This window comes from Kitasatospora sp. NPDC056731 (assembly GCF_040687675.1).
In the GTDB taxonomy this organism is placed as follows: Bacteria; Actinomycetota; Actinomycetes; order Streptomycetales; family Streptomycetaceae; genus Kitasatospora.
This window is the reverse complement of record NZ_JBFBNR010000036.1, coordinates 17,958-33,319: the sequence shown is the minus strand read 5'-3', so window position 1 is coordinate 33,319 and position 15,362 is coordinate 17,958. Positions and strand designations below refer to the sequence as shown.

Sequence of the window (15,362 nt, the reverse complement as noted above, 5' to 3'; positions counted from 1 at the left end):
CGGCCAGGGCGTCCGGGCGGGCCGCGACCCGGGTCATCGTCGCAGCCCGGGCCGTCGTCGCGTGCCGGATCGTCGTCGCGTGCCGGGCCACGTCAGCGCCCGGACCCGTCGACGACCGTGTTCCCGGTCAGCTCACCGCTGGTGCCGTCCACGGTCACCAGGTGACGCACGCCGTCCGGGCCCACGACCACCACGGCCCAGGCGGCGGAGCCGCCCTGCTGGGCGACGCGCCGCAGCGACTCGGCCCGCCCGCCGGGGACGGCGCCCTGCGCCTTCTCCAGTGCGGTCGAGGCGGCGAGGGAGGGGAGCGGGGCGGGGGCGGTCCGGCCGCGCTTGGCGTGTCCCTCGCTCCGGTCGCTCCGGGCGCTCCTGGCGGTTCCGTCGGTCCCGTCGTGCGCGCTGCGGTCGCCGTTGCCGCCGCCGTGCTCGTCGGACGAGCCGCCCTCGGCCCGGCTCAGCCCGCGGTGCTCCCCGCGCCCGTGCTCCTCGTGCGCGACCGCCAGCGCCACCAGCCCGCCCGCGCCGATCAGCGCGACGGCGGCCACCCCGGCGGCGATCCGGCGCTCCCGGCCGCCCGCCCAACCGCGCAGCCGCGCCGCCCGGGGCCGCTTCGACTGCGGCTGCTGCGCCTGCGAAGCCTGCTCCGGGCCCGCCGGGCCCGCCGGGCCCGCCGGGCCCGCCGGGCCCGCCGGGTCCGCCGGGCCTTCCGGGTTCTCCGGGAGCGGGGTGGTGGACGACGTGGCGTCGCTCATCGGGCGTTCTCCTTGCCTTGGCTGCTCAGCGCGCCCGGATCCCCCCGGGCGCGCCCGGCGATCATGGCGGACCGTTCCTGAACCCCCGCTTAAGCCGCCGACGGACCGCGCGGAACCACCTGGCACCCTGAACGGATGCACATACTCGTCGTCGAGGACGAACGCCGGATGGCCACCGCGCTGCGCCGCGGCCTGGAGGCCGACGGCCACACCGTCGACACCGCCCACAACGGGCCCGAAGGCCTCGCCCTCGCCGACCGCCACCCCTACGACGTGATCGTCCTCGACATCATGCTGCCCGGCCTCAACGGCTACCGGGTCTGCGCCCGGCTGCGCGCGAGCGGCTGCCGGGCCGGGATCCTGATGCTCACCGCCAAGGACGGCGAATGGGACGAGGCGGAGGCCCTGGACACCGGCGCCGACGACTACCTGTCCAAGCCGTTCTCCTTCGTCGTGCTGCTCGCCCGGCTGCGCGCCCTGCACCGCCGGGTCGACCAGCGGCGCCCGCGCCTGCACACCCTCGGCGACCTGGTCCTCGACGCCAACGCCCGCACCTGCGTCCGGGCCGGCCACCCCACCCAGCTGACCGCCCGCGAGTTCGCGATCCTGGAGTGCCTGGCCGCGCGCGCCGGAACGGTGGTCTCCAAACGGGAGATCCTCGACCACGTCTGGGACGCCGACCACGACGCCGACCCGAGCATCGTCGAGGTCCACATCCACGCCCTGCGGCGCAAGATCGACGCCCCGTTCGGCCGCGCCGCCCTCCAGACCATGCGCGGCGCCGGCTACCGGCTCGCCCCCGACGGCGGCTGAGATGCGCCCGCGCCCGCCCCGGCTCCTCGCAGTGCTGCGCCGCCTCCCCACCCCGCCGCGCCGCCCCGGGCTCCCGCGCCCGCTGCGCGGCTTCGTCCCCCGGTCCGTGCGCGCCCGGGCCACCGCCGCCGCCGGTACGGTGCTCGCCGCAGCCCTGGCCCTGGCCGGCGCCGGACTGCTGACCGCCCTGCACGCCGACCTGGTCGCCTCCGCCGCCTCCGCCACCCGGCAGCAGGCCGAGTCCGTCGCCCAACTCGCCGTCCAAGGGCGGCTGACGCCCGTCCTGCACGCCGGCCACGGCACCGACTTCCTCCAGGCCGTCGACGCCCACGGCACCGTCCTCGCCGCCAGCCCCAACCTGGCCGGCCGGACCGCCCTCACCGCCGCCCACCGCACCGGCTCGCGCACCACCGACGACGTCGACCCGCTGTACGACCACCACCGCCAGCGGCTCACCGCCGTCACCGCCGACACCCCGGGCGGGCCGGTCACCGTCTACGCGGGCGCCTCGCTGCGCGCCGCCGACGAGGCCCTCGACACCACCCAGGCCGCGCTCGCCGTCGCCTGCCCGCTGCTGCTGCTCATCGGCGTGGTCGTCACCTGGCGGGTGACCGGGCACGCGCTGCGGCCGGTGGAGGCCATCCGCGCCGAGGTCGACGCGATCACCGGGCGGGACCTGCACCGGCGCGTCCCCGAGCCCGGAACCGCCGACGAGATCGCCCGCCTGGCCGCCACCATGAACGCGATGCTCGACCGGCTGGAGGCCTCCGGACGGCGCCAGCGACAGTTCATCGCCGACGCCTCGCACGAACTGCGCAGCCCGCTCGCGGTGCTGCGCACCCAACTGGAGGTCGCCCACACCCACCCCGACCCGGCCGTCCGGGCCGAACTGGTGCACGGCGCGCTCCAGGACACCGACCGGCTGCAGAGCCTCGCCACCGACCTGCTGCTGCTCGCCCGGCTCGACGCGGGCGGCGGCGCCGAGGACCGGCCCCGGCAGCGGATCGACCTCACCGCGCTGGTCGCCGCCACCGTGCTCGGCCGCCCGGCCGGCCCGCACCGGCGCACCACCGACCTGGCCCCCCTGGTGGCCGTCGAAGGCATCCCGCTCTGGCTCGGCCGGCTGCTCACCAACCTGCTCGACAACGCCGACCGGCACGCGGCGGGCGCCGTCCACGTCCGGCTCGCCGCCGACCGCGCCCGGGGCCTGGCCGTCCTGGACATCGAGGACGACGGCCCGGGCATCCCGCCCGCCGACCGTGAGCGCGTCTTCGAACGCTTCACCCGCCTCGACGACGCCCGCAGCCGCGACGAGGGCGGCAGCGGCCTGGGCCTGCCGATCGCCCGCGACATCGCCCGCCACCACGGCGGCACCCTGGCCGTCACCCCGACGCCGTCCGGGGCCCGGCTCACAGCAACCCTTCCGCTGGCCGCCGCCCCGCCGGCCCCCGACCCACTGGCCCCCGCCCCGGGGCCTGCCGTCGCGCCAGCCTCCGCCTCGCGGACGCCTTTTGACGGACACCCGCTGACGGAGGCCTGAGACCCATTCGGCGCACCGGGATCGTGGTCGCGGCCGAAGGTTCCCAGACTCGAACGAAAGAGGGGTGGACCCAACCAATCGGAAAGGCATCCTCATGAGCATCGGGCTGCGCCGCGTCCTCGCGGTGACCGCAGCGATTTCCCTCGGCCTGGGCGCGGCGTCCTGCGACAGCGCGTCGCAGTCGTCCAGCGGCGGCTCCGGCGGCGGACCGGCTCCCCTCCCGGCCGCGGCCGGGAGGGGAGCCGGGCGGATAGCCCTGCTGCTGCCGGAGGCCAGGACCACCCGCTACGAGCAGTTCGACCGGCCGCTGATCGAGAAGAAGATCAAGGAGCTGGCGCCGGACGCGCAGATCGACTACTACAACGCCGGCCAGGACGCCGCCGTCCAGCAGACCCAGATCGACGCCGCCGTGAAGAAGGGCGCCAAGGTGCTGATCCTGGACGCGGTGGACGCCAAGTCGATCCAGGCGTCGATCCAGAAGGCGCACGACGCGGGCGTCAGGGTGGTCGCCTACGACCGCCTCGCCCAGGGGCCGGTCGACGCCTACGTGTCCTTCGACAACCGCAAGGTCGGCGAACTGCGGGGCCAGGCCGCGGCGGCGGCGGTGGACGGCAAGGCGGATGGCGGCGAGACGATCACGACCAACGACTCGCCAGCCGATCCCAGCGCGGTCGGCTCCAACGCGGCCGACCCCAGCGCTACCGCCCCCAACGCGGCCGACCCCAACGCGGCCGACCCCAGCGCTACCGCCCCCAACGCGGTCGGCTCCAACGCGGCCGATTCCGAGGCGTCCGGCCTGAGTGTCCCGCTGACCGGCCAGGACTTCCAACTCGACGGCGTGCAAAGGATCCTGGCGGGCGCCCAGGCCATGTCGGTCTACAAGCCCCTCAAGTCGGAGGCCGACGTGGCCGCGCAACTGGCCGTCGACCTGGCCTATGGCCAGGAAATCGGCGGCGCCCTCGTGCCGACCACGGTGACCAGCGGCAGCAGCGACAAGGTGCCGACCGGCCTGATCGCCCCGGTCGCGCTCACCAAGGACAACGTCAAGGCCACCGTGGTCGCCGACGGCCTCTACACCGTCGCCCAGATCTGCACGCCGGACTACGCCGCCGCCTGCTCCGCGGCCGGCCTCCAGTAGCTGCGGCGGGTGCCGGCTCGCTCGCCCGGCGCGTCCGGACGGCGGCCGGGCGGGCGTGAGCACCCCCGCGCGGGCCCTATGCTGCGGAGATGTCGAGTGAGCTGCGCACTCTCAAGCCGGAGACCGACCAGCCGGAGACCCACCCGTCGGAGACCCACCCGTCGGAGACCGATCAAGCGGAGACCGACCAGCCGGAGGCCGATCAACCGGAGACCCACCAGTCGGAGGCCGACCTCGCCTTCATCCGGCGCGAGACCGAGCTGAAGCCCGTCCCGTTCGTCCCCGAGGTCGGCCTGCACATGGCCGAGGACGCGATCACCCTGTGGGAGACCACCGAGCGGGCGCGGGGGGAGGTCGGACTGCCGCCGCCGTTCTGGGCGTTCGCCTGGGCGGGCGGGGTGGCCGTCGCCCGCCATGTGCTGGACCACCCCGAGCTGGTGGCCGGGCGGGCGGTGCTCGACGTGGCCGCCGGGGGCGGGGTGGTCGGCGTCGCGGCCGCACTGAGCGGCGCCGCGTCCGTGCGCGCCGCCGAGATCGACGCCTACGCGGTGGCTGCCATCGGCCTCAACGCCGAGGCCAACGGCGTGCGCGTGGAGGCCGCCCTGGTGGACCTGGTGGACGGCGACGGCGCCCCGGCCGACGTGGTGCTCGCCGGTGACGTCTTCTACGAACGGGCCATGGCCGCCCGCTTCCTGCCCTTCCTGGAACGGGCCGCCGCGCGCGGCGCCACCGTCATCGTCGGCGACCCCGGCCGGGCCTACCTGCCCCGGGAGCGGTTCACCGCGCTCGCCGCCTACCAGGTGCCGGTCGTCGCCGACCTGGAGGACACCGCCGTCAAGACCACCACGGTGTGGCAGCTGGGCTGACGGCCCGTCCGTCCAGGCTGCGGACGCCCTCGGCCACCGCACTTGGCAGGCCGCCGGTTACCGTCCCGAACCGGAGTGGAGCCGCTGGGTCAAGCCGCTGACCGCCTGATCCCGCCCCCGTCCGGACGGGCGCCGAGCGCTGGCGGCCGTGCCCGGAGCGTGGTCCGCTGGGGCCGATGCGTGTGCGAACGACCATGTTCCGGCACGCCGCCCAGCCCACCCCGCGAAGCCCGGAGAAGGACTGCCATGACCGACGACACCCGCACCCTCGCCTCTCCCGAGGCGGCCGCCGAACAGCTCACCCGGATGACCGACCTGGAGCAGGCCCTCGCCTACTTCCACCAGCACGTGGCGTCCCCCAAGGCGGTCAACCTGTCCGTCGCCGAGAACGTCCTGCTCTACCACCACTCGATGAAGAAGAAGGTCTTCGACAACATCCAGCTGATCCCCGAGCGGTACATCCAGTACATCGACCCGGCCGGGACCTTGGAGGTGCGCCGGCCGGTCGCCAAGCTGCTCACCCTGGCGCTCGGCGCCGAGGTCGACGAGGGCGACGTGTTCGGCGTGGCCGGGGTCTCCTCCGCGCTGGAGTGCATCGCCTTCGCGCTCAAGGGCGCCGACCCGGTCGGCCCGCCGCTCAAGGACGGCGACGAGGTGCTGATCCCCGCGCCGTACTGGCAGGGCTTCAACTGGTCCTTCCAGGAGCGGCCCAGGCTCAAGTGCGTCCCGGTGAACCTGCCGACCACGGGGGAGGACCGGTACCGGCTCACCCTGCCCCTGATCCAGAAGGCCTACGAGGACCGGAAGGCGGCCGGCCACACGCCGCGCCTGCTCGTCCTCACCAACCCGCACAACCCGCTGGGCGTGAACTACTCGCGGGCCCTGCTGGACGAGATCTACGGGTGGGCGCTCCACCACACCGACCTGCACATCATCTCGGACGAGATCTACTGTCACTCCCAACTCGACAGCAGCACCACGAAGTTCACCAGCGCGCTGGCCCTGAAGGCGTACCAGGAGCAGCCCGACCGGATCCACGTGGTCTGGGGCTTCGCCAAGGACTTCGGCCTGTCCGGCTTCCGCACCGGCTTCGTGATCTCCCGGAACCTCGCCGTGCGCAACACCATGCTCGGCAACAACGACCCGGCCGAACCGACCCACCCGCTGCCCTGGTTCAGCCCCTTCGACTCGCTGAAGACCTACGTCATCCAGGACCTGCTGAGCGCCCCCGCCAACGGCTCCGGCGGCGAGCTCTACACCACCTACGCGATGCGGGAGTACCGCACGCTGCTCAAGACGAGCTTCGACAGGGTCAAGGGCGCCCTGGACGCCGCCAAGATCGACTACGTGCACCGGCCCGGCGACAACGCCGCCCAGTTCTTCTGGCTCGACCTCTCCAAGTACCTGGGCAAGCGCCCCGGAGTCGGCCAGGAGGAGGTGGCCGGGCTGCCGCTCGCCCGGCCGAGCGGACTCGACCCGAAGGAGGAGTGGCTGTTCAAGTACCTCATGGCCGAGCCCACCGAGGTCACCCTGCTGCCCGGCGGCACCATGCACAACCCGGCACCCGGCTTCTTCCGCCTCTGCTTCACCGCCCGCCAGCCCGAGGACGTCGTCGCCGCCGTCCAGCGGGTGGGGACGGCGCTGGGGAAGCTGAAGTAGCCGGTACCGTGCGGCACCCGGGCGTTCCCGGGTGCCGCACGGCCGTGTCGCGGCTCAGCCGCGCAGTTCGGCGAGCCAGGCCTCGACCTCGGTGGAGGTGCGGGGGAGGCCGGCCGACAGGTTCTCGTTGCCGTCCTCGGTGACCAGGATGTCGTCCTCGATCCGGACGCCGATGCCGCGGTACTCCTCGGGCACCGTCAGGTCGTTCTGCTGGAAGTAGATGCCCGGCTCGACGGTGAGCACCATGCCCGGCTTCAGCGGGCCGTCGACGTGCTCCTCGGTGCGCGAGTGGGCGCAGTCGTGGACGTCGATGCCGAGCATGTGGCCGGTGCCGGCCAGGGTGAAGCGGCGGTGCAGGCCCAGCTCGTACACCTTGTCGGCGGTGAGGTCGCCGAACAGGCCCCAGGAGGTGAGGTGTTCGGCGAGCTCGCGCTGGGCGGCGTGGTGGAAGTCGCGGAAGTCGGCGCCGGGCTTCACCGCGGCGATGCCGGCCTCCTGCGCCGCGAACACCGCGTCGTAGACCTTGCGTTGCAGGTCGGTGAAGCGGCCGCTGACCGGGAGGGTGCGGGTGACGTCGGCGGTGTACAGGCGGTTGGTCTCCACGCCGGCGTCGAGCAGCAGGAGGTCGCCGGGCTTGGCGTGGCCGTTGTTGCGCACCCAGTGCAGGGTGGTGGCGTGCGGGCCGGCCGCGGCGATGCTGCCGTAGCCGATGTCGTTGCCCTCGATCCGGGCGCGGACGAAGAAGGTGCCCTCGATCAGCCGCTCGGGGGTCTCGGTGTCGGTGCCGAGGATCCGCACCACGTCCTCGAAGCCGCGGGCGGTGGCCTCGCAGGCGAAGCGCAGCTCGGCGATCTCGAACTCGTCCTTGACCAGGCGCTGGCCGGACAGGAAGACCTCGAACTCCGCGTCCCGCTCGGCGACGGCCCGGCCCTGGAGGGACTGCTCCACGCCCGCGTCGTGGCGGCGCAGCACGCGCACCGGGCCGGTGGCGGCGCCCAGGTCCGCCCGGACGGTGCGGACGTCCCGGCAGGGCAGGCCGAGCAGCTGCTCGTTCTCGGTCAGGCTGTTGCGGCGGCCGTCCCACAGCTCGCCGTGGTTGTCCAGCCAGAACTCGCCGTTGTCGGTCCGGGAGCGGTCGCGCAGGTAGAGCACAGCCCGGTGGCCGGTGTCGCCGGTGGGCTCCAGGACCAGTACGGCGTCCTGGGACTGGTCGCCGGTCAGGTAGACGTAGTCGGAGGACGGGCGGAACGGGTAGTCGGTGTCGTTGGCCCGTACCTTCGGGTTGCCGGACGGGACCACCAGGCGCTCGCCGGGGAAGGCCGCGGACAGCTCGGCGCGGCGGCGGGCGGTGTGCGCGGCCTGCGGGATCGGCTCCAGGGCGAGGCGCTCGGTGTCGGCCCAGCCCTGCTTCATGTTCTCGGCGAGCTCGTCCGTGACGCCGCGGGTGAGGCCGTTCTTGCGGTACTTGATGGTCTCGGCGGGTTCGGTCACAGCAGACTCTCCAGGTGAGGGTGGTGGATGCGAGGCGCTTCGCTACGCTGACCTGCCCGGTACGTAACAAGCGTTATGTACGGTATATCGAGCAGGGTTCGAAGAGAAGGGCTTGACACCTCGCGGACCCGGCCGACTTGCCTGGCGGCCAGGCCTTCCACCTGCGCAACGACAACGTCACCCGGCGGCCTGGATCTCAGACGGTGCCGAAGTCGCCGGACTTGACGCCGGTGATGAAGGACCGCCAGGCGTCGGCGCCGAAGGCGAGTCGAGGGCCCTCGGGGTCCTTGCTGTCGCGGACGGGGAGGATGCCGGTGAGCCCGGGTGCGACCTCGATGCACTCGCCGCCACCGTTGCTGTACGAGGACTTCAGCCAGGACGTGGGCTTGACCGTCGCGATGGGGAACATGGCGTGGAACTCCTTGAGACGGGCGCGGATGAGGGCCAACGAGTCCTCGCACGAGAGGGCTTGGGCCTGGAGCCAATGGTAAGTCCTTGTGAGGGAGCGGATCTTGTTCTCGTCCTCGCGTTCGACGTAGCCCCGCTGGATGGTTTCGAGGTAGGCCATCCACTTCTCGTCCGGGCGGGTCAGCAGCGTGAACGGCGTGGTCGCCGGGAGGCCTTCACCGAGGCTGGACGGCGCGATCTGCAGCATGACGTGCGGAAGGCCGGCCACGCTCTCAAGCCGGCGAAGCTGCTCGGCCATGACGAAGGGGCCGCCAACGGTTCGCAGACAGCTCTCCTCCATGACGATGTGGATGGAGGGAGGCGGTTCGCGGTACAGCAAGGCCTGCCGTGCCATGCGGACATTCAGGCGTTCGATGACTTTGTCCTCGGGGATCTCACCTCGTTGGGCTGCGGCGTTGATGAGCGCCGATGCGTAGCCCCGCGTCTGGAGCAGTCCCGGGATGACGTTCAGCTGGAAGATCTTGAAGGCGGTGGCCTTGGCCTCGTGCTCGATGTACGCGAGGTACCCGCCGATCAAGGTGGTGCTCTTGGCGGTCCAGTACAAGAGCTCAAGCGCCTCGCAGGTGTCGAGTTCCTTGTCGCATCGCCGGACGAGGTTCAGCGGCGCGGGACGGTCTCCGTTCTCGATCATGGAGATGAGTGAATCGCTGTAGTTGGTCCGCCGCCCGAGCTCGATCTGAGTGAGCCCTCTCGCCTTGCGGAAGCGCCGGAGCTGGACGCCGATGGCTGCGTTCGGAGATGAGGTTGGGTCAACTTCCCGCTGAGGCATGGTAACCACCCATTTCCACAGTATGCGCTGTCAAAGTGAAGCTCTTCCGATGCTAGCCGCGATTGGCCACTCTTGGTGAGGAGTTAGCAACAGAGAGGAGTTATTCGGTGGATATGACGAACGTTCAATCTGGCGAAAGCATCATCCTGCGGCGGAACTTTCCGCCCTGCCGGTGCCCGCAGTGCGGCGATTCCGTTCCCGAGGCGCGGATGGGCAGTGGCGCCATCGCCCCGGCGGCGCCGCCCGTGCGACGGGTGGCGCCGCCGTCCGAGCCCTACCGGCCGACGGTTGTCGGCGAGCGGGTCTACGACGTCCGCTCCGGGTGCTGGGCCGTCTTCATGGGGTGGCAGCACGGGCTGGCCTTCCTCCGGCCCCTCGGCGGCGGCGTGGAGTGGGACACCGAAGCGCGTTGGATCACGAACAGCGAAGAGTGCGATGCCCCATGAGCAGCATGATCGACAAGATCACGGCCGAGGACCGTCGCACCGCGGCCGACATCCTCGACGACCTCCAGGCCGTCCTGCACGCCGCCGAGGTCAAACTGCCCTCCCTCGGCATCGACTGGCTTTCGGCCAAAGCCACCGGAGTCATCCTGATCGACCTCGGGGCCGCCCGGCCGGACGTCATCGAGCGGCTGGTCGTCGTCCTCCGCAGGGGAATGCGACCGTAATCGCCTCCGGTGCCATCACCATCGGGAGTTTCGCGCTCGCGGGTGTGGTTTTCCTCGCGATTCCTGAGTGTGTTCCCACCGAGGCGAGTGCCTTGGTGTGCGTCCTCGTCTTCATCGCCTTCTCGACGGGTGGATTCGCGCTCGCCGCAGGGTGGATGAGGGTGCAGGCATGACGGCGCGGGCTTCGAGGGGTCTCGAAGCCCGCGCCGAAGTTCCGGTGTCAGGCGCCGTTGAGGGCGTAGGTGCGGAAGGTGGCCAGCAGGGGGAGGACCTCGGTCTGGCTCGGGTCCTCGGTCACGGCGCGCATGGAGTCGATCACCGCGTGGGCGATGGCCTTGGTCACCGCCAGGTCGTCCCGGGGCGCGAGGGTGCCCCAGGTCTTCAGGGCCTGGGTGAGCAGGGCGCTCATCCGGGCGCCGATGTTGGAGCTCACCGCGTCGGAGAGTTCGGCGAGCTCCTCGTCGCTCATGGTGGACCGCAGGCCGAAGGCCAGGGCCATCAGGGTGTCCATCGCGTGCTCGCCGTACGCGGCGACCAGCGCCGGGAGCGACCGCTCGTCCGCACCGCCCGCGGCGAGGGCGGACAGCGCCTCGTCGTCGTCCTTCCACGCAGCTTCCAGGGCGGCCAGGGCCCGAAGAGACTCGTCTACCGTCATCCCGTCTGTCATAGGAGGAACGGTATTGAGCCCGTAGCGTCCGAACCCAGGGTTCGGGCGCCGGAATCACACCTTCGAGCGAAGCCGGGCCTATTCGGGCCGATGGGTGCGCGTGAAGTGCTCCGCGTTCCAGGTGCCGCCCAGCTCGGGGGCCAGCGAGGCGAGGGCGAGGGCGGCGAAGTCCGCGGCGGCTGCGGCGCGTTCCGGCAGGGCGCCGAGCAGCGGGGCGCCGGCCGAGCGCGGCAGGTCGGCGAGGTTGCAGCGCTCGGCGAGCCCGGGGGCGGTGGGCCAGGAGCCGACGAGCACGCCCGTGAGCGGCAGCCGGCGGGCGGCCAGGGCCTCCGCGGAGAGCGCGACGATGTTCAGTGTGCCCAGCCCGGCGGAGGCGACGAGCAGGACCTCGGCCGGCAGCCCGGCGTCCAGGACGGCCCGCGCCTGGTCGGCGAGCGTGCGGCCCTCGTCGTCGTAGCGGACGAGCAGCCCGCCCGCGCCCTCGACCAGCACCAGGTCGTGCCCGGCGGCCAGTTCGGCGACGGCGTCGGTCACCTCGGCGGGGGAGAGGAAGGGCATCCCGGCCCGCCGGGCGGCGGTGGCGGGCGCCAGTGGCTCCGGGTAGCGGACCAGCTCACTGACCGTCAGGTCACCGGCCAGGCGCTGGACTTCGGCGGCGTCGCCGGGTTCGCCGGGGGCGATCCCGGTCTGCCCGGGCTTGAGCACCGCGACCCGCAGACCGGCCTGCAGCGCGGCCGAGGCGACCGCCGCCGTGGCGACCGTCTTGCCGACCTCGGTGTTGGTGCCCGTCATGAACAGGATCCGCGCGCTCATCCGGCCACCGCCGCAGCGGTCACGGCGTCGGCGATGCGTGCCACGTCCTCGTCCTCCGTCACGTAGGGGGGCATGGTGTAGATCAGGTCCCGGAAGGGGCGCAGCCAGACGCCGGCCCGGGCGGCCGCCTCGGTGGCCGCCGGGACGTTGACCGGGTGGTCCAACTGGACGACGCCGATGGCGCCCTGGACCCGGACGTCCCGGACGCCCGGGAGGTCGGCGGCGGCCGCGAGCCCGTCGGCCAGTCCGGCCTCGATGCGCTTGATCCCGACCGCCCAGTCCTGGCTCAGCAGCAGCTCCAGCGAGGCGTTGGCGGCCGCGCAGGCCAGCGGGTTGCCCATGAAGGTCGGCCCGTGCGCGAGCACCGGCATCTCGCCGCGGCTGATGCCGTCGGCGATCTCGCCGGTGCACAGCGCGGCGGCGAGGGTCAGGTAGCCGCCGGTGAGCGCCTTGCCCAGGCACATCACGTCCGGCGAGACGCCCGCGTGGTCGGCGGCGAACAGCGCGCCGCTGCGGCCGAATCCGGTGGCGATCTCGTCGAAGACGAGCAGCACCCCGTACCGGTCGCAGAGTTCGCGCAGCATCCGCAGGTAGGCGGGGGAGTGGAACTGCATCCCGCCGGCGCCCTGCACCACCGGTTCGACGATGACGGCGGCCAGCTCGTCGGCGTGCCGGGCCATCAGCTCCTCGAACTCGGCCGCGTACCCGGCGTCGAGCGGGGCGTCGAACCCGGACGGCGGCTGCGGGGCGAACAGCTGCCCGGGCAGCACCCCGCCCCACAGGTGGTGCATGCCGCCGTCCGGATCGCAGACGGACATCGGGTGGAAGGTGTCGCCGTGGTACCCGCCGCGCCAGGTCAGCAGCCGGCGCTTGGCCGGGCGGCCGGTGGACTGCCAGTACTGGAGGCACATCTTCAGCGCGACCTCGACGGCCACCGAGCCCGAGTCGGCGAGGAAGACGTGCTGCAGCGGCTCGGGCGTGATCTCGACCAGCGTCGCCGCCAGCCGGACGGCGGGCTCGTGGGTGAGCCCGCCGAACATGACGTGGCTCATCCGCCCCAGCTGCTCGCGCACGGCCTCGTCCAGCACCGGGTGCCGGTATCCGTGGATGGCCGCCCACCAGGACGACATCCCGTCGACGAGCTCGCGCTGCCCGCCCGCGACGGGCTCGGCGAGGCGCAGCCGGACTCCCGAGGCGGATTCGACCACGTACGGGGTGGCGGTGCCGGGCATCGGCCCGTACGGGTGCCAGACGTGGGCGCGGTCGAGGGTGAGCAGCGTGTCCGCGGACAGCTGGGGCATGATGCGTCAGTCTCCAGAACTATCAGGCATTGGGCGCGAGTTCGGTGCCGGCGCCGCGCAGCCGGACCTTGACGAGATCGCTGCGCAGCTCCCCGTCCGAGGCGTCGGCGGCGTCGGCCGCGACGGGGGCGTCGGCCGGCGCGTGCGCGTGCCCGCCGCACGGGCCGCAGCCGCCGCCGCTGCCGCAGGCCGAGGCCGCGGTGCCGCAGGAGGAGGCCGCCGCGACGTCCGCGCGGTGGCGGGGCAGGGTGGCCTCGCCGGCGCCCTCGACCTCGAACCCGGCGTCCTTGATCATGTCGAGGTCGGTCTGCCCGGCCTGGCCCTCGCTGGTCAGGTAGTCGCCGAGGAAGATCGAGTTGGCGACGTGCAGGCCGAGCGGCTGCATCGAGCGCAGGTGCACCTCGCGGCCGCCGGCGATCCGCACCTCGGTGTCCGGGTTGACGAAGCGGACCATCGCCAGGATGCGCAGGCAGCGCTGCGGGCTGAGGTTCCACTCCTTGGCGAGCGGGGTGCCCTCGAACGGGATCAGGAAGTTGACCGGGACGGAGTCCGAGCCCAGCTCGCGCAGCGCGAACACCACGTCGACCAGGTCCTCGTCGCTCTCGCCCATGCCGGCGATCAGGCCGGAGCAGGCGGACAGGCCCGCGCCGTGCGCCTTCTGCACGGTGTCCACCCGGTCCGCGTAGGTGTGGGTGGTGGTGATGTCGCCGTAGGTCTTCTCGGAGGTGTTGAGGTTGTGGTTGTAGGCGTCGGCGCCGGCCGCCTTCAGCCGCTCCGCCTGGTTGTCGGAGAGCAGGCCGAGGCAGACGCAGATCTCGACCTCGGGGTCGGCGTCCTTGATGGCGGCCATGGTGTCGGTGACCCGGTCGATGTCGCGGTCCGTGGGGCCGCGGCCGCTGGCGACCAGGCACACGCGCTTGGCGCCGCCGGCCACCCCGGCGCGGGCCGCGTCGGCGGCCTGGTCGGGCTTGAGCCAGGTGTACTTGAGGATCTCGGCCTTGGAGCCCAGCCGCTGCGAGCAGTAGTTGCAGTCCTCCGGGCAGAGCCCGCTCTTGAGGTTCACCAGGTAGTTGAGCTTCACGCGCCGGCCGAACCACCTCCGGCGGACCTTGCCGGCCGCGGCGACGACGTCCAGCAGCTCGTCGTCGGTGGTGGCGAGGACGGCCAGCGCCTCCTCGCGGGTCGGGACTTCGCCGCGCAGGCCCTTGGCGGTGAGGGTATCGAGCAGATCCATGGGGCCGATCCTGCCTGGTGGCGCTTGAATGGCGCCAGAGGGAACCCGCCAGAAGATCGGCGGAAGGATGTGCCACTTGCCACAGTGTCGAAGCTCACGGTGTCGTCGCTGGTCACAAGCTTGACGCCGGTGCGAATCGGAGGTTACCGGCCGGTAGGGCGTGGTCGCGGCGAAGGGCCGGGGAGACCGGCGCAGGGCGGTCGCCGGGCCGCGCGCCGGACGGTCGCGGGCGCCGGCACGCGGCGGTGACCGGCAACCCCCCACCCCGTGATCCACGCCACCCGACGGTTGCTTAGAATCTGCGCCATGACCACGCAGGGGGAGCGCACCCCGACTCCGGGAGAGGGCCAGAACGGCCAGGCAGTGCGGCGGACCGGCGGGGCCCCCGCCGGCGCGGGCGCGGACTTGAGCGGCAGTCGGGTCGGCGGCAGGGGCAGGCGGCTGACGGCCCGCCGGGCCGTGGGCTGGGTCGTCGTGGTGGGGGTGGTGGCCGCCGGCGGATGGATCATCACCCGCCCGATGCCCGGCGACTACATACCCGGGCTCGGCCCGTCCACCAAGGACGCGGCCAGGACGCCGCCGGTGGTGGGGACCCCGCCGCCGCGCACCGACCCCGAGGGCCTCAATGCCGACAGCCTCTTCCCCGCCCAGCGGCCGGTCGAGGTCGCCGGGTACAAGGCCCGGCGTGGCGCCATCCGGCAGGGCGGCAACTGCACCGAGGTGCTGCAGGACCGCACCCAGGAACTGCTCAAGGACACCGGCTGCCAGGCCTACCTGACCGTCAGCTTCACCGGCCAGGACCGCCCGGTGCTCAGCAGTGTCACCGTCCTGCGCTTCGGCGACCAGGCCGCCGCCACCCGGGCCGCCGACACCCTGCGCGGCAAGCCCGGCGCGCTCGCCTTCATCCTTCCGGACACCAACGCCGCCCCCGCGCCGTCCTCCGGCGGGCCCAAGTCGGCCGAGCCGCGGGTCGAGGCGGTCGGGCACTACGTGACGGTGGCGAGCTCCCGGCTCAGCGACGCCCGCACGCCCGGCCCCGGCACCCAGTCCACCCCGGCCTCGACGCCGTCGGGCCCGGCGCTCACCACCGAGCAGACCCTGGAGGAGGCGACCCGCGCGCTCTCCTACGCGGCGGGCGCGCCGTTCGTCTGGATGTGACGCCGGGCCGGCCCCCCGCTCCG

Annotated in this window: 15 protein-coding genes; 8 read left to right on the top strand and 7 right to left on the bottom strand. The window is 73.0% G+C overall.

Annotated elements, in window-relative coordinates:
• Positions 1–92: 92 nt before the first annotated feature.
• Positions 93–752 (bottom strand): hypothetical protein, encoded by a 660-nt coding sequence (locus tag AB0R04_RS29290; protein WP_363376516.1) that lies wholly within the window; start codon positions 750–752, stop codon positions 93–95.
• A 135-nt stretch (positions 753–887) separates the two neighbouring features.
• Here AB0R04_RS29290 and AB0R04_RS29285 point away from each other — a divergent pair, with 135 nt between their 5' ends.
• The 5 genes from AB0R04_RS29285 (at position 888) to AB0R04_RS29265 (ending at position 6,768) form a co-directional block, all read left to right on the top strand.
• Positions 888–1,565 (top strand): response regulator transcription factor, encoded by a 678-nt coding sequence (locus tag AB0R04_RS29285; protein WP_363376514.1) that lies wholly within the window; start codon positions 888–890, stop codon positions 1,563–1,565.
• A 1-nt stretch (position 1,566) separates the two neighbouring features.
• Complete coding sequence (locus AB0R04_RS29280) at positions 1,567–3,105, top strand: ATP-binding protein (RefSeq protein WP_363376512.1); 1,539 nt, start codon at positions 1,567–1,569, stop codon at positions 3,103–3,105.
• A gap of 94 nt (positions 3,106–3,199) precedes the next feature.
• Positions 3,200–4,243, top strand: coding sequence for a substrate-binding domain-containing protein (locus tag AB0R04_RS29275; protein WP_363376510.1), 1,044 nt, complete (start codon positions 3,200–3,202; stop codon positions 4,241–4,243).
• An 89-nt stretch (positions 4,244–4,332) separates the two neighbouring features.
• Positions 4,333–5,109: a 50S ribosomal protein L11 methyltransferase gene (locus AB0R04_RS29270; RefSeq protein WP_363376509.1), complete on the top strand. Its 777-nt coding sequence runs from the start codon at positions 4,333–4,335 to the stop codon at positions 5,107–5,109.
• Positions 5,110–5,355: 246 nt separating this feature from the next.
• Positions 5,356–6,768 carry a pyridoxal phosphate-dependent aminotransferase gene (locus tag AB0R04_RS29265; protein WP_363376507.1) on the top strand — a complete coding sequence of 471 codons (1,413 nt, stop codon included), beginning with the start codon at positions 5,356–5,358 and terminating at the stop codon, positions 6,766–6,768.
• A gap of 54 nt (positions 6,769–6,822) precedes the next feature.
• Here AB0R04_RS29265 and AB0R04_RS29260 read toward each other — a convergent pair whose 3' ends face one another.
• Together AB0R04_RS29260 and AB0R04_RS29255 are read right to left on the bottom strand one after the other, a co-directional pair.
• Positions 6,823–8,259: an aminopeptidase P family protein gene (locus AB0R04_RS29260; protein WP_363376505.1), complete on the bottom strand. Its 1,437-nt coding sequence runs from the start codon at positions 8,257–8,259 to the stop codon at positions 6,823–6,825.
• Between the two features lie 196 nt (positions 8,260–8,455).
• Positions 8,456–9,496 (bottom strand): Scr1 family TA system antitoxin-like transcriptional regulator, encoded by a 1,041-nt coding sequence (locus AB0R04_RS29255; RefSeq protein ID WP_363376503.1) that lies wholly within the window; start codon positions 9,494–9,496, stop codon positions 8,456–8,458.
• Positions 9,497–9,603: 107 nt separating this feature from the next.
• Between AB0R04_RS29255 and AB0R04_RS29250 the strand changes: the two genes are divergently transcribed.
• Together AB0R04_RS29250 and AB0R04_RS29245 are read left to right on the top strand one after the other, a co-directional pair.
• A complete protein-coding gene (locus AB0R04_RS29250) occupies positions 9,604–9,942 on the top strand; it encodes a hypothetical protein (RefSeq protein ID WP_363376501.1) in 339 nt (112 codons plus the stop codon).
• Positions 9,939–10,166 (top strand): hypothetical protein, encoded by a 228-nt coding sequence (locus AB0R04_RS29245; RefSeq protein ID WP_363376499.1) that lies wholly within the window; start codon positions 9,939–9,941, stop codon positions 10,164–10,166. The genes AB0R04_RS29250 and AB0R04_RS29245 overlap by 4 nt, the downstream gene beginning before the upstream one ends.
• 220 nt (positions 10,167–10,386) lie before the next feature.
• On the opposite strand, the gene AB0R04_RS29240 is transcribed toward AB0R04_RS29245, so the two are convergent.
• The 4 genes from AB0R04_RS29240 to bioB all read right to left on the bottom strand — a co-directional run bounded on the left by AB0R04_RS29240 (position 10,387) and on the right by bioB (position 14,181).
• Positions 10,387–10,821 (bottom strand): hypothetical protein, encoded by a 435-nt coding sequence (locus AB0R04_RS29240; protein WP_079135370.1) that lies wholly within the window; start codon positions 10,819–10,821, stop codon positions 10,387–10,389.
• Positions 10,822–10,911: 90 nt separating this feature from the next.
• The gene (gene bioD, locus AB0R04_RS29235; protein ID WP_363376497.1) at positions 10,912–11,646 is read right to left on the bottom strand and encodes a dethiobiotin synthase; all 735 of its coding nucleotides are present in this window, start codon (positions 11,644–11,646) and stop codon (positions 10,912–10,914) included.
• On the bottom strand, positions 11,643–12,947 hold the full coding sequence (locus AB0R04_RS29230) for an adenosylmethionine--8-amino-7-oxononanoate transaminase (RefSeq protein ID WP_363376495.1): 1,305 nt from the start codon (positions 12,945–12,947) through the stop codon (positions 11,643–11,645). The genes bioD and AB0R04_RS29230 overlap by 4 nt, the downstream gene beginning before the upstream one ends.
• 22 nt (positions 12,948–12,969) lie before the next feature.
• Positions 12,970–14,181, bottom strand: a complete 1,212-nt coding sequence (bioB, locus tag AB0R04_RS29225) for a biotin synthase BioB (RefSeq protein ID WP_363376493.1) — start codon at positions 14,179–14,181, stop codon at positions 12,970–12,972.
• A 306-nt stretch (positions 14,182–14,487) separates the two neighbouring features.
• On the opposite strand from bioB, the gene AB0R04_RS29220 reads away from it, so the two are divergent.
• The gene (locus tag AB0R04_RS29220) at positions 14,488–15,339 is read left to right on the top strand and encodes a hypothetical protein (RefSeq protein WP_363376491.1); all 852 of its coding nucleotides are present in this window, start codon (positions 14,488–14,490) and stop codon (positions 15,337–15,339) included.
• Positions 15,340–15,362: the final 23 nt, after the last annotated feature.